Origin of the sequence: Zobellella maritima (assembly GCF_003075035.1) — a bacterium.
Classification (GTDB): domain Bacteria; phylum Pseudomonadota; class Gammaproteobacteria; order Enterobacterales; family Aeromonadaceae; genus Oceanimonas; species Oceanimonas maritima.
In genome coordinates this window covers 601,150-615,289 of sequence record NZ_QCZE01000001.1, presented here as the reverse complement: position 1 = coordinate 615,289, position 14,140 = coordinate 601,150, and the positions used below count along the sequence as shown (strand labels likewise).

General features: G+C 59.4%; 12 protein-coding genes. 4 read left to right on the top strand and 8 right to left on the bottom strand.

The window, feature by feature from the left end; genetic code table 11:
• Positions 1-19 precede the first annotated feature (19 nt).
• A complete protein-coding gene (locus DCS96_RS02765; RefSeq protein WP_116472824.1) occupies positions 20-1,696 on the bottom strand; it encodes a 2-isopropylmalate synthase in 1,677 nt (558 codons plus the stop codon).
• A 278-nt stretch (positions 1,697-1,974) separates the two neighbouring features.
• Between DCS96_RS02765 and DCS96_RS02760 the strand changes: the two genes are divergently transcribed.
• Complete coding sequence (locus DCS96_RS02760) at positions 1,975-2,781, top strand: AraC family transcriptional regulator (protein ID WP_116472823.1); 807 nt, start codon at positions 1,975-1,977, stop codon at positions 2,779-2,781.
• A 244-nt stretch (positions 2,782-3,025) separates the two neighbouring features.
• Here DCS96_RS02760 and guaA read toward each other — a convergent pair whose 3' ends face one another.
• Positions 3,026-4,603 (bottom strand): glutamine-hydrolyzing GMP synthase, encoded by a 1,578-nt coding sequence (gene guaA, locus DCS96_RS02755; protein ID WP_116472822.1) that lies wholly within the window; start codon positions 4,601-4,603, stop codon positions 3,026-3,028.
• Between the two features lie 96 nt (positions 4,604-4,699).
• Positions 4,700-6,163 carry an IMP dehydrogenase gene (guaB, locus tag DCS96_RS02750; RefSeq protein WP_116472821.1) on the bottom strand — a complete coding sequence of 488 codons (1,464 nt, stop codon included), beginning with the start codon at positions 6,161-6,163 and terminating at the stop codon, positions 4,700-4,702.
• A 159-nt stretch (positions 6,164-6,322) separates the two neighbouring features.
• On the opposite strand from guaB, the gene xseA reads away from it, so the two are divergent.
• Positions 6,323-7,666, top strand: a complete 1,344-nt coding sequence (xseA, locus tag DCS96_RS02745; RefSeq protein WP_116472820.1) for an exodeoxyribonuclease VII large subunit — start codon at positions 6,323-6,325, stop codon at positions 7,664-7,666.
• 1 nt (position 7,667) lies between these two features.
• Here xseA and DCS96_RS02740 read toward each other — a convergent pair whose 3' ends face one another.
• Genes DCS96_RS02740 through DCS96_RS02730 form a run of 3 tightly spaced genes read right to left on the bottom strand, consistent with a single transcriptional unit; the run spans position 7,668 to position 10,381 of the window.
• Positions 7,668-9,047 (bottom strand): NAD(P)/FAD-dependent oxidoreductase, encoded by a 1,380-nt coding sequence (locus DCS96_RS02740; RefSeq protein WP_198649902.1) that lies wholly within the window; start codon positions 9,045-9,047, stop codon positions 7,668-7,670.
• Positions 9,037-9,303 carry a (2Fe-2S)-binding protein gene (locus DCS96_RS02735; protein ID WP_116474504.1) on the bottom strand — a complete coding sequence of 89 codons (267 nt, stop codon included), beginning with the start codon at positions 9,301-9,303 and terminating at the stop codon, positions 9,037-9,039. The genes DCS96_RS02740 and DCS96_RS02735 overlap by 11 nt, the downstream gene beginning before the upstream one ends.
• A complete protein-coding gene (locus tag DCS96_RS02730; protein WP_157953562.1) occupies positions 9,257-10,381 on the bottom strand; it encodes an NAD(P)/FAD-dependent oxidoreductase in 1,125 nt (374 codons plus the stop codon). Before DCS96_RS02730 ends, DCS96_RS02735 begins: the two co-directional genes overlap by 47 nt.
• A gap of 86 nt (positions 10,382-10,467) precedes the next feature.
• Between DCS96_RS02730 and DCS96_RS02725 the strand changes: the two genes are divergently transcribed.
• On the top strand, positions 10,468-11,379 hold the full coding sequence (locus tag DCS96_RS02725; protein ID WP_198649901.1) for a LysR substrate-binding domain-containing protein: 912 nt from the start codon (positions 10,468-10,470) through the stop codon (positions 11,377-11,379).
• Here the strand turns inward: DCS96_RS02725 and DCS96_RS02720 are convergent.
• Positions 11,376-12,167 carry an ABC transporter substrate-binding protein gene (locus tag DCS96_RS02720; RefSeq protein WP_408645995.1) on the bottom strand — a complete coding sequence of 264 codons (792 nt, stop codon included), beginning with the start codon at positions 12,165-12,167 and terminating at the stop codon, positions 11,376-11,378. The genes DCS96_RS02725 and DCS96_RS02720 overlap by 4 nt on opposite strands.
• Before the next feature lie 466 nt (positions 12,168-12,633).
• On the opposite strand from DCS96_RS02720, the gene DCS96_RS02715 reads away from it, so the two are divergent.
• The gene (locus DCS96_RS02715; RefSeq protein WP_116472816.1) at positions 12,634-13,134 is read left to right on the top strand and encodes an aminoacyl-tRNA deacylase; all 501 of its coding nucleotides are present in this window, start codon (positions 12,634-12,636) and stop codon (positions 13,132-13,134) included.
• A 132-nt stretch (positions 13,135-13,266) separates the two neighbouring features.
• On the opposite strand, the gene sucD is transcribed toward DCS96_RS02715, so the two are convergent.
• Entirely contained in the window at positions 13,267-14,139 is an 873-nt protein-coding gene (gene sucD, locus DCS96_RS02710; protein ID WP_116472815.1) for a succinate--CoA ligase subunit alpha, read from the bottom strand.
• Position 14,140: the final 1 nt, after the last annotated feature.

Below are 14,140 nucleotides of genomic sequence, written 5' to 3'. Positions count from 1 at the left end.
ATGTTAATTGGAATGCAACTCAGCTGGCCGTCTCGTTTAACGTCGAAAATCTGGCCGCCGCGCTTAGCACTGCCAATACCGAAGCAGTAACAATGTTCAAATGTCGCCCCACGCCAAAGCGTGACCCGGGAACGCCGGGTATGGCTGCCTCTACAATAGCCAGTGCTTCTGCATCAGAACCCGCGCCCAGGCTGCGCTCCTCATAACTATCAATACGCAACGGCAGTCCCAACGCCGCTACAGTGGCCGCAATCAGCCCCTTGCCTGCTCCCTCGACAGTTTTGATATTGCCATTCGCATCCGCAATATCCAGGGTAATGCCCTGCCCGTCCTTATGTCCGTACAGACGATGGCCGCGATAGGTGAAGCTGGATTGTTTCCGTATCGAAGCAAGATAAGTGTGCTCAAACAGATCCCAAATTTGCTCGCTGCTCAGTTCCGTTTCACTGGTGTCGGCCAAAGCCTGCACAATGGAGCTGAATTCCACCTGCATACGACGTGGCATGGTGATGCCGTGATCCCGTTGCAGTAAAAACGCGATACCGCCCTTCCCCGACTGGCTGTTAACGCGCACAATGCTGTCGTAAGTGCGGCCCAGGTCTTGGGGGTCAATCGGTAGATAAGGAATACGCCAAGGCATATCAGCCTTCTGCGCGTCAAACCCCTTGGCGATGGCATCCTGGTGAGAGCCTGAGAACGCCGTGAATACAAGATCGCCCACATATGGATGACGCGGATGAATAGGCAATGCGGTACATTCCTCAGCCACACGGGCAACCGCTGCAATGTCGGAAAAATCCAATCCTGGCGCGATGCCTTGCGTATACAGGTTCAACGCCAGCGTCACAATATCGACATTGCCGCTGCGTTCACCGTTGCCAAACAGGCATCCCTCGACTCGTTGTGCGCCGGCCAGCATGGCTTGCTCGGCACAGGCCACTCCCGTGCCCCGGTCGTTGTGGGGATGCACGGACAGCACTATGTGCTCACGCCGCTCCAGCCGCCGATCCATCCATTCGATCTGATCGGCAAAGACATTGGGCGTGGAGACTTCTACCGTGGTCGGCAGGTTGATGATCATCCGCCGCTGCGGCCCGGCATCCCAGACGCGAATAGCGGCGTTACACATGGCCAGCGCAACCTCCTGCTCAGCCATGCTGAATGTCTCAGGAGAGTACTGCAAAACCCATTCCGTTTCTGGGTGGTTGGCCGTCAGCCGCTTAAGCAGCATGATGTGGCGTTCCACCATGTCTATCATCTGCGGCACGCTCATGCCGAACACGATGTCACGCCAGGCGGGTGCGATGGCGTTATAGACATGCACGATCACACGCCGCGCACCTGCCACACTGCGTACCGTCTCGGTGATTAAATCATCGCGTAATTGCGTCATCACCATGGGGGTAACATCTTCAGGGATCTGGCCCGCATCAATGAGGTGACGCACAATCTCGAAGTCGGTGTGCGAGGCTGCGGGGAAGCCTATTTCAATTTCTTTAAAACCGATCCGCACCAGTTCATGAAACAAGCGCAGCTTGCGCTCGCGGTTCATTGGTTCGAATAGTGCCTGATTGCCATCGCGCAGATCAGTGGACAGCCAGATCGGCGCTTGCGTCAGGGTACGGGACGGCCATTGACGATCGGCAAGATTGACTGGGGAAATAGGATGGTATTTCCGGGAAGGATCAGCCAGCATTAAAAACACTCCAAAAGAATCTGTTAACGCCTGATTCCCCTGGCTCGAAACAAGCTGACGATGGTCGGGGTCAGGGGAAATCAGGATGGGTCATAGCACGAACGAATACGTGCGGACCCCGACCAAGAGCCAGCGTTAGTCGTTGTTGCGAAAGTTCAAAATCGAACATGGGTAATGAAATCCGGTAAATTGCTTGAACCCAATATTAGACTTGCACACCTTGTCTAACTACATAAAAATAGACATATTCTTTATCTATTTGGACAAATTCCTCTCGCATGGGTTTTTCCTCTCCTGAAGACGGCAATCATGCACTTGACCTCAGCCTGGAAGAAGCAAGCGGTCTGCCGATATTTGGTGTGGCGGTGCACTACCCTGCCGGCCATATCGTTCCCTTGCACACGCATTCGCACGGTCATCTGATTTATGCAGATCGTGGTTTGCTGCGTGTGGAAGCAGAAAGCGGTCAGTGGCTGGTTCCTCCCACCGCAGCGGTCTGGTTACGGTCAGGCGTTGCGCACAGTCTGGTTGTTCCCGTGGCGCTGCAAGCACACGGTTTGTTCGTGCACAATGATATTTGCGCCCGCCTGCCAGAGAGAGATTGTGTGATACATGTTTCCGGTCTGCTACGAGAGCTGATAATGGCATTGACCCAGGCCGACAAACAGGCCATATCTTCTACCCGCATACGTTTGCTGGGCGAGCTCTTGGTCGAGGAAATACACACCCAGCCTGCCCTTCCGTTTCATCTCCCGTGGCCTGCGGGCGATGCTGACAGCCCGATACAGCGAGTGTGTCAGTCACTACTGAACAACCCGGGCGATGCAACCACCGCCACCGAGTGGGCTGACAGACTGGCAATGGGCGATAAGACTTTTCACCGGCGTTTTCTTCAATCGACTGGCATGACCTTTGGTAAATGGCGTCAACAACTGCGGTTAATGTCGTCACTCACGCTATTGCTAAAAGGAATACCAATCACCCAGGTGGCACTAGCAAGCGGCTACGAAAGCCATAGCGCTTACACTACGGCGTTTAGTAAGCAATTCGGACAGCCACCGTCTGTATTTTCAGCAAAAATATAAAGCCATGCTCAATAATCATTCTATATATGACGTGAATAAATATATAAATGCTTTGGAAAATGAATTAACAGAATATTAAAACGTTTCCATGGCTTACCTATAGTTAATAAGTAGTACCGTTTTCATGTGGGAAATTAAATCCTTAGCCTAAACCAGGAATAATCACAGCCTATTGAGGCGGTTTAGGGAGGGCAATAAAAAGGCGCCTAGGCGCCTTTTAAATGTATTTTCTAGGTTAAACCGCTCACTCCCACTCGATGGTGGCGGGCGGCTTGCCGGAGATGTCGTACACCACGCGGCTGATGCCGTCGATCTCGTTGATGATGCGGTTGGACACATGCCCCAGGAAGTCGTATGGCAGGTGGGCCCAGTGGGCGGTCATGAAATCGATGGTTTCCACGGCCCGCAGAGACACTACCCAGTCGTACTTGCGGCCATCGCCCATCACGCCTACGGAGCGCACCGGCAGGAACACGGTGAAGGCCTGGCTGACCTTGTTGTACAGATCGTGCTTGCGCAGCTCTTCAATGAAGATGGCGTCGGCCCGGCGCAGCAGGTCGCAGTATTCCTTCTTCACTTCGCCCAGTACCCGCACACCCAGGCCCGGGCCCGGGAAGGGGTGACGGTAGAGCATGTCGTAGGGCAGACCCAGCTCCAGACCCACCTTACGCACTTCGTCCTTGAACAGTTCGCGCAGCGGCTCGACCAGCCCCATCTTCATGTCTTCGGGCAGGCCACCCACGTTGTGGTGCGACTTGATCACATGCGCCTTGCCGGTGGCAGAAGCGGCTGATTCGATCACATCCGGGTAGATGGTGCCCTGGGCCAGCCAGCGGGCGTTCTTCAGCTTCTTGGACTCTTCGTCGAATACTTCCACGAACACGCGGCCAATGGTCTTGCGCTTGGCCTCCGGCTCGTCGATACCCGCCAGGGCGGACAGGAAGCGCTCTTCGGCGTCGGCCTTGATGATGTTCAGGCCGAAGTGGTCACCGAACATCTCCATCACCTGCTCGCCTTCGTTCAGGCGCAGCAGGCCGTTGTCCACGAACACACAGGTCAGCTTGTCGCCAATGGCGCGGTGCACCAGCATGGCCACCACAGAGGAGTCTACCCCGCCGGACAGCCCCAGAATCACCTCATCGTCACCCACCTGTTCGCGGATACGCTCGACCGCATCCTCTATGATGGTCGCCGGGGTCCACAGCGCCGGGCAGTCGCAGATGGTGCGCACGAAGTGCTCCAGCATGCGCGCGCCCTGGCGGGTATGGGTCACTTCCGGGTGGAACTGCACACCGTAGAAGTGGCGGGACTCATCGGCCATGGCCGCAAACGGACAGTTACCGGTTTGCGCTACCTTGGTGAAACCTTCCGGCAGGGCGACCACCTTGTCACCGTGGCTCATCCACACATCCAGCAGGGCATTGCCTTGCTCGTCTACGGCATCTTCAATATTGGCGAACAGGGCGCAATCGGCTACCCGCTGTACCTGGGCATAACCGAACTCCCGCTCGGTAGAGCCGGCCACAGTGCCGCCCAGCTGCTCGGCCATGGTCTGCATGCCGTAGCAGATACCGAATACCGGTACGCCGGCATTGAATACATACTCGGGAGCACGCGGACTGCCTTGTTCCGTAACCGACTCGGGCCCCCCGGACAAGATAATACCATTTGGATTAAATTCACGGATTTGGGCTTCGCTGACGTCCCAGGCCCACAATTCACAGTAAACACCCAGTTCGCGTACGCGACGGGCAATCAACTGGGTGTACTGGGAGCCGAAATCCAGGATCAGGATCCGGTTATCATGGATATTTTTGGTCATTGTCTTCCTACTGATTACAGACGCCGCTTGTGGGGGGGTAGACAAACGGCAATATAAAAACGGGGGATTGCTCCCCCGTTTGCTGCTTTTCCGGGATTAACCCATACGGTAGTTGGGCGCTTCCTTGGTAATGGTCACATCGTGCACATGAGATTCCTGGATGCCCGCGCCGGATATCTTAACAAATTCCGCCTTGGTGCGCAGGTCATCAATGGTCGCACTGCCGGTCAGACCCATGGCGCTGCGCAGGCCACCCATCTGCTGATGAATGATTTCCTTCAGCTTGCCCTTGTAGGGAACCCGGCCTTCGATGCCTTCCGGTACCAGCTTGTCGGCGGCATTGTCGCTCTGGAAATAACGGTCGCTTGAGCCCTTGGTCATGGCGCCCAGTGAGCCCATGCCACGGTAGGACTTGAAGGAGCGTCCCTGGAACAATTCGATTTCACCGGGTGATTCTTCGGTACCGGCGAACATGGAGCCCATCATCACGCAGTTGGCGCCGGCGGCCAGCGCCTTGGCGATATCACCGGAGAAACGGATGCCGCCATCGGCGATGACCGGAACATCCAGATCCTTCAGGGCCTCGACCGCATTGGCCACGGCGGTGATCTGCGGCACGCCGCAACCGGTGACGATACGGGTAGTACAGATGGAGCCGGGACCTATACCTACCTTGACCGCGCTGACGCCGGCTTCGACCAATGCCAGGGCACCGGCGGCGGTGGCCACGTTGCCACCGATAATCGGCAGATCCGGGTAGGCGGCACGGGTTTCGCGGATACGGTTTAGTACACCATCAGAGTGGCCGTGGGATGAATCGATCAGCAGCACATCCAGGCCCGCCTTGACCAGGGCTTCGATGCGTTCCTGGTTGCCTTCGCCCGCGCCCACTGCAGCGCCTACCCGCAGACGGCCCTGCTCGTCTTTACAGGCATTGGGTTTACGCTCGGCTTTCTGGAAGTCCTTGGCGGTGATCATGCCGGTCAGCCGGCCCTGTTCGCTCACGACCAACACTTTCTCGATACGGTGCTGCTGCATCAGAGATTCGACCTGATCCCTTGGTGTGCCTACGGTAACGGTCACCAGACGCTCTTTCTCGGTCATCACCTCATGGACCTTTTTGCCCAGATCGTGCACAAAACGCACGTCCCGTCCGGTAATGATGCCCACCAGCTCCCCCTCGGCGGTGACCACCGGATAGCCGGCAAAACCGTTCATCAGGGTCAGCTCGCGAATATCGGCAATGGTCAGATCCGGACGGACGGTGACCGGGTCGGACACCACTCCGCTCTCGAATTTCTTGACCTTGCGTACCTGAGCGGCCTGCTCTTCGATCGACATATTTTTGTGAATAAAGCCGATGCCCCCTTCCTGAGCCAGGGCAATCGCAAGATCGGCCTCGGTCACAGTATCCATGGCGGCGGAAACGATAGGGATGTTAAGATGAATGTCCCGAGTCAAACGGGTACGGAGATCTGCCGTATTGGGTAAGACGGAAGAATGGGCGGGGACCAATAATACATCATCAAAGGTCAGGGCGTCTTGGGCAATCCTAAGCATCGCAATATTCACCATAATGGTTGGGGAAAAATATTGCCGACAAATTGTAGATATGTCGGCCCTTCGGGTAAAGCGATATTTTGTTATTTTGTGTAATTAAGAGCAAAATAACGGGCAAAGCCAATTATTTTTATATAAAAATACTGTCAAGGGACCATTTTGCACCAGGAAAAGTTAACAGATATCTATACGGTGACACGCCTCAACCGTCACGCCCGCCTGCTGCTGGAGGGCGAAATGGGAACGGTCTGGCTAACCGGCGAGATCTCCAACCTGGCCATGCCCGGCTCGGGCCACTGGTATTTTACCCTCAAGGATAGCCAGTCCCAAGTACGCTGTGCCATGTTCAGGGGCAACAATCGCAGCGTGAAGATACGGCCCAAGAATGGCGATCAGATACTGATCTTTGCCCGGGTTACCCTCTATGAGCCCAGGGGAGACTACCAGCTGGTAGCCGAAACCATGGCGGCGGCCGGCGAAGGCCTGCTCCGGCAAGAGTTCGAGGCCCTCAAGGCTCGGCTGGGGGCCGAAGGCCTGTTTGACAGCGAACGCAAGCATCCCCTGCCCGCCCACCCAAGACGCATCGGCATCATCAGCTCTCCCACCGGGGCCGCACTGCGGGATATCATCAGCGTACTGGCCCGCCGGGCGCCCGGACTCGAGGTCATCGTTTATCCCAGCCAGGTACAGGGGGATGCCGCCGTGCCGCAACTGGTGCAGGCCCTGTCCACCGCCAACCGCCGCCGGGAATGCTGCCTGCTGATCCTGGCCCGGGGCGGCGGTTCACTGGAAGATCTCTGGAGCTTCAACGACGAACGCCTGGTCCGCGCCATCGCCGACTCCAGGCTGCCGGTGGTCAGTGCCGTGGGTCATGAAACCGATATCAGCCTGGCCGATCTGGTGGCCGACCTGCGGGCCCCCACCCCGTCGGCCGCGGCCGAGCTGATCAGCCAGGACAGCGATGTGCAGCGGCGCCAGTGGCAACAGGGCGGGCAACGGATGGAGCTGGCCATGCAGCGCTTGCTCGGTGACAGGCAGAGCCGCCTGCGCCAGCTGCAGCACCGGCTGGAGCGCCAGCACCCGCGTCAGCGACTACAGCAACAAAGTCAGCAGCTCGACCAGCTGCAACTGCGCCTGATGCGGGCCATGAGCCGGCGTCTGGAACAGGCCGGCCAGCGGGCAGAACGGGCGGCACTGCGGCTGGCACACCAGCACCCAGGCCAGCGTCTGGCCCACGGCACAGAGCGGCTTAATGCACTACAGCAACGGCTGCACGGAGCACTGACCGTCCGTTTGGGCGCACTGGGCCACCGTCTGGCCCTGGCCGGCTCGCGGCTGCACGCCATGAGCCCCCTGGCCACCCTCTCCCGGGGATACAGCATCACCCTGCACAATAACAGCGTGATCACCGACGTCAGCCAACTGCACAAGGATGATGTTATCACCACCCGGCTGGCCAACGGCGAAGTGACGAGCCGGGTGGACACCGTCAAGCCGGCGTAACTCAGTCCGGCTCTTGCTCCGCCAGACTGGCGAGCTGTGCCAGGGTCAGGGGGGCGGCGGGCCAGCGGGGCGTAAACACGCCGAGCTCACCCACCTCCCTGCCCTGCTTCGCCGCCAGCACCATGGCCGCCTGGGGGCCGCACTGGCGGCCTTGACAGGGCCCCATGCCGCATCGGCTAAAGGCCTTCAGTCCGTTCATGTCCAGGTTGTGCTGGGCGGCCAGCCCCCGCACTCGTCCCAGGCTTATCCCTTCACAGCGGCACAACAAAGTAGCATCGTCTTCCTCGGCCAGGGCCTGCTCATCGGGCCGATACAGCGCTTCCAGAAAAGGCCGTATGGCCGCATCCTGTTCCATGCTGGCCTGCAGCTGCCGGGCCTCGTCCTCGTTGATAACCGGCTGAATGTTTAATTCCCGCGCCAGCTCGCGAGCCAGCAGCCGGCCACGCCAGGCCGCCTGGCGCGCGCCCAGAATGGCGACGCCGTCACCGGCCACGTAAAGACCGGGCACCGGGGTACGGCCGTCTTGCTGGCGAGGCTCCCAGCACAGTCGCTGCGGACTCCAATCAAGGGGGCAACCGGCTCCGGCCGACAGCGCGGTATGAGGGATCACGCCGAAGTGGGTAAGCAGGGTATCGGTGTCGATATGGTGCTTCCGCCCCCGGTGCTCAAAGCGCACCGCACGTACCCAGTGATCACCCTCGGCGGCAAGCCTGCAGGCCCCCAGGTAAAGGGGCACCCTGGCCTGCTTCAGCGCCCACTGGTAACGCAGCCCCTGCCACAGGTAGTGACCGGCGCGCAGGGCCTTGGGCAAGGCGGCCAGGGCACGACGGTAGTGGCGCAGGGGGGTCAGATCCACCACCGCCAGCGGTGCGCAGCCTCGTTGCAGATACTGCCAGGCCAGCAAATACAACAAGGGGCCAGTGCCTGCCAATACCGCCGGCTCGGCCATCAGCCCCTGCTCCTTCAGCAGGATCTGGGCACCGCCCCCGTTCACCACACCGGGCAGGGTCCAGCCGGCAAAGGGCCAGGCCCGCTCCATGGCACCGGTGCACACGGCCACTCGTTCGGCTCGCACCTGGCTGGCCACGCCATCGCGCAACAAGGACACGCAAAAACCGGACTCGATGGCCCAGACCCGGGTGCCCGGCCAATAGTGCAGTGGCTGCCGGCGAAAAGCCGTGACCAGCTCGCCACCACGGCGGTAATCCGGCCCCATCAGCGCCAGTGTTCCGTCACTTTGCCTTTCCCAGGCCCGGTAGATCTGGCCTCCGTGGCTCGCCTGTTCATCCACCACCAGTACGTTCAGGCCCATGCAGGCCGCGTCGGTGGCCAGGGCCATGCCCGCCGGCCCCGCGCCCACCACCAGCAGATCAACTTGCATGTTCGCCTCCGGTATCAATGTCCATGCCGGCAGCCACCGGCACCTGGCAGCCCTGGCGCTGTTCGCCATCCACCCATACCAGACACTCGTAGCACACGCCCATCAGACACAAAGGCGTGCGCGCCCGGCCCTCTCGCCAGATAACCTTACGCTGTTGCAGCAACACCGAGGCCACGGTGCTGCCCGCCGGCACCCGGCAGGGCTCGTCATCAATGCGAACCAATACGGTGGCGGTGGTTTGGGTTGGTTTCCACATCAAATCTCTCCGTGGTCATTGATAGCAGCGGCGCACCGCTGTGTTGCGCCAGCAGGCCGGCCAGTTCAAGGGCGTGCCAGGCGGCCAGCGTCACGCCGCTGTGGCAGGCCACGGCATGCACGTTTGAATACCGGGCCGAAGGCTGATAAAGGGGAGCGCCATCCGGGGTGATCACCCGGGTGGCGGCCCAGGCCCGCAGCATGCGCGCCTGGCCAAGCGCCGGCAGCAGCCGGGTAGCGGTACGGGCAATCTTGCCCAGCACCAGTGTCTGGGTCTGATTACCCGTGTCCCCTTCTTCCCAGGAGTCACCGCACATCACTGTGCCGTCGGCGGTCTGGCGCAGGTGTGCGGTGGCAAAGGGCAACAGCGGCGGCTGGCGGGCGGTCACCAGAATCTGTCCCTTTACTCCCCGTACCGGCAACGTCACTCCCAGAGAGTCGCGCAGTGCCTCGCCCCCCAGGCCGGTACACAGCAACAGGTGCCGACCATGAATTTCCTTGCCACCGTCCAGCAACAGGTGAACACCGTCACTGCCCGCCTCCGCCTGCTGCACCGCCTCGTCGCGCCGTACACTGCCCCCCCGCCGTTCAATACCTTGCGCCAGAGCCAGCAGCAGCATCAGCGGATTAACGTGGGCGTCCATGTCGCACCAGGAGGCGCCCGGCACGTGCCCGACTCCGGGCAGGAAGCATGCCAGCTCGGTGGCATTCAGCATGCGGGTTTGCAGCCCGGTATCGGCATGGAGCGCCTCCAGGCCGGCCTCGCGCTCAAGCACTTCCTGCGGGCTCAGGCAGAAATCGAGCCCGCCGCTGGGGCGGTATTCCAAATCCACCCCGGTCAGTTGTTGCAGTTCATCGGCAAAGCCGGGCCAAAGCCGGGCCGAGGCTTGGGTAATGCGGGCATAGTCGCTGAAACCGACGCCCTTGCCCTGCACCCAGATCAGACCAAAATTGCCCCGGGAAGGGCGAGCCAGAGCGTCCCGGTCGTCCAGCACCAGTACCCGCTGGCCGCGGCGACTGGCGCCATAGCCCAGGGCCAGACCACAGACGCCACCGCCAACGATGACCAGATCCCACATATCGATACCTCCAATCCCGAGCATATTGCTGGCAATTCATAACATGCAGCGCATAATATGATTCACATCATCAGGGAATGTTATGCATGTTAACCTTTCAGCAGCTCAACGCCTTTCGTGCCATCATGCTGAGCGGCACCGTCACCGATGCCGCCCGCCTGCTTCATATCAGCCAGCCGGCGGTCAGCCGGCTGCTGTCCCAACTGGAATCCACGCTGGGCTTCAGCCTGTTCGAGCGCCACAAGAGCCGATTACTCGCCACCCGTGAAGCCAGAGCCTTTCTGGCGGAAGTGGACAAGGCCTTTATCGGCCTTGACCGGCTGGAGCAGGCCGCCGCCGGCATTCGCGAGCACAGAGGCGAGCAGCTGGTGATCTCGGCGTTGCCGGCGTTTTCGGTGTCGCTGCTGCCCCAGGTGATCGCACGTTTCTGCCGCCGCTTTGACGGGGTCAACGTCAGGCTGGTAACTCACCGCTCCGCCGATGTGCTGGCCCAGACCCGGGCCACCCAGAGCGACATTGGTTTTGCCGACATGATGGGCGCAGAACAGGGACTGGAGCACATTCCATGGGTGTTTGAGTGTGTCTGCCTGCTCCCCCGGGATCACCCGCTGGCTGACAAACCCAAGGTGACGCCGGCAGACCTTCACGACCAGACGCTGATCCAGCTGGAGCCACACCTGGATCCCAGCGACCGCGTTCAGCGCCTGCTGACAGAAGCAGCCGCCCGGCCCATTACCCGCATTCACACCTCACTGGTGGCCAGTCAGGCAGCACTGGTGGCAGCCGGAGCCGGCATCGCCCTGGTGGATCCCTTTACCGCCGGGGCGGCCCGTGCACAGGGGCTGATCAGCCGCCCCTTTAGCCCCATGGTGCCCTTTCGGATTGACGTGCTGTTTCCGGCATTTCAGCCCCGCAGCCGTCTGGCCAGTGCCTTTCTGGACGAAACCCTGGCCTGGATCCGCGAGCAGGGCATTCGCATAGTAGCGCCGAACGCTTAAGGCTGCCCGGGGCCGTAGATATCGACCGGAAAATAACGATCGTTAATTTCCTGGTAACGACCATCGGCACGCAGGGCGCTGATGGCATCGTTGAGTTTCAGCCTGAGCGCCTTGTCCTGTTTGCGTACGGCAATGCCAACCCCTTCTCCGTACCAGCGCGGGTCGGTCACCGGCTCACCCACCTGAGTAAAGTCCTTGCCTGCGTCCAGATCGAGAAAGCCCTGGCGCACCGCCAGCTGATTGACCAACAGCAGATCGAGCCGGCCGCTGGACAGATCCAGATAGGCTTCGTCCTGAGAGCCATAACGCTTAATATCGACATTGTCGCCGAAGTTGTCGCTGATGTACTTGTCGTGGGTGGTGGCCCGCTGTACCCCCACGGTTTTGCCATCAAGACCTTGCGGGGTCAGGGAAAACTCAGTCCCTTTGGCGCCCACAAAAATAGCGGGTATCTGGTAATACTTGTTGGTGAAGTCCACCTTTCTCTTGCGTTCTTCGGTGATCGACATGGACGCCACAATGGCGTCAAACTTGCGAGCCAGCAAGCCGGGGATCATGCCGTCCCAGTCCTGGTTTATCAGCTCGCAACGGGCCTGCAATTCGTTACATAGGGCTCTGGCAATATCCACATCAAAGCCAACCACTTCCCCGTTTTCGGTCATGGAAGAAAATGGCGGGTAGGCGCCTTCCACGGCAATGCGGATCTGGCTCCAGTCTCTGGCGCTGGCCGAAGTCATGGTCGTCAGCGTCAGGCCGGCGGCAAAGAGTAAGGCGGTTTTTCTCATCATGGTTCCCTCATTATTGAGATGGACTTCAATCTTTACTGGCTGGCGCTTTGCTGTCCAATGCCGGTTTAAGGGCAAGTCATAAGCCAATGTTATGACCTGAATAACCAAGAATGTGTAGCAGCCTGGAGTGCACCAGGATGCATTTATCTCTGCAATAATTTTGTAAATCCGGTTCAGACACGGGTGGCCCCGTTAAAGGTGGGCATGACCCAGGCGCCTCCCTCTGTGATGCAAACCGATGATGGCCGCTGGGGAGCCTCCCGGAGCCTTTATTCGGGTTTGTGCCCGGCACTGCGTCCAGCCTGGCCTGTACGCCGCTTCGGGTCCCGATGGGCTATTATTAAGGTAAACCAATCATCTGGAGATTGGTCATTTAGCGAGCAATTTATTCAACTGCTACTATACTCAGTGGGCACGACAGAGGAGGCAGCCTGTACCTGTGTACGCACGCCTTCGGGAGGTAATTATGGGTATGTCGCTTGCACTGAAGCAATACCTGGACAGCCAGCAGATCCCCTACGACATGGTGCACCATGCCTATTCAGAGGGCGCCGCTCAAAGTGCCATCGCCAGTCACATTCCTCTGGCCCAGATGGCAAAAGCGGTCATCCTTGAGAACGAAGGTGGTCAGCGGATGATGGCGGTGATCCCCGCAGCCGACAAGGTCGACCTGCAACGCTTTAACCAGTTGGTTCACGGCGAAGTCAGGCTGGCATCGGAACAAGAACTCATCCGGATGTTCAAGGATTGTGATAAAGGGGCTATTCCGGCGATGGGCGAACCCTTCGCACTGGATACCCTGGTCGATGAAGCCTTGCTTGAAATGGCAGACATCTACCTGGAAAGCGGTGATCACAGAGACCTGATCCACGTCTCCGGTGATCATTTCCGTCAATTGGCCAATAACTGGCGTCACGGTGAATTCAGCAGAAAGCCGGATCCCTGGAGCCGGGCCGAACGAATGTGATTATTGGTGAGGGGTGAGCAGAATCCATGGTTGGGATTCGCTTCGCTCATCGCCAAGCTACCGTTCGGGTAATTTCATGTAATAAAAAAGGAGCCTCTCGGCTCCTTTTTTCTTTCAGCTTCCAGCTAGAATTTACCAGCCGGTCACTTCACGCAGTGCCTTGCCGATATCGGCCAGGGAGCGTACGGTTTTCACACCGGCGTCCTGCAGCGCAGCGAACTTCTCGTCTGCGGTGCCCTTGCCGCCGGAAATGATGGCGCCGGCATGGCCCATACGCTTGCCGGGAGGCGCAGTCACGCCCGCGATGTAGGAAACCACCGGCTTGGTCACGTTCGCCTTGATGTAGGCGGCCGCTTCTTCTTCGGCGCTGCCGCCGATTTCACCGATCATCACGATGGCTTCGGTTTCCGGATCCTTCTCGAACAGGGCCAGGATATCGATAAAGTTGGAACCGGGGATGGGATCACCACCGATGCCCACACAGCTGGACTGGCCGAAACCTTCGTCGGTGGTCTGCTTGACCGCTTCGTAGGTCAGGGTGCCGGAGCGGGAAACGATACCCACCTTGCCCTTCTTGTGGATATGACCGGGCATGATGCCGATCTTGCACTCGTCCGGGGTGATCACGCCCGGGCAGTTAGGACCGATCATGCGCACGCCGGCTTCGTCCAGCTTCACTTTCACGTCCAGCATATCCAGGGTAGGAATGCCTTCGGTGATGGTCACGATCAGCTGGATACCCGCATCGATCGCTTCCAGGATGGCATCTTTACAGAAGGCCGCCGGCACATAGATAACGGAGGCAGTGGCGCCAGTGGCTTCGACCGCTTCACGCACAGTGTTGAATACCGGCAGGCCCAGGTGGGTGGAGCCGCCCTTGCCGGGAGACACGCCGCCGACCATCTGGGTGCCGTATGCCAGCGCCTGCTCGGAATGGAAGGTGCCCTGGCCACCGGTAAAGCCCTGACAGATAACCTTGGTGTCTTTGTTGATCAGAATGCTCATG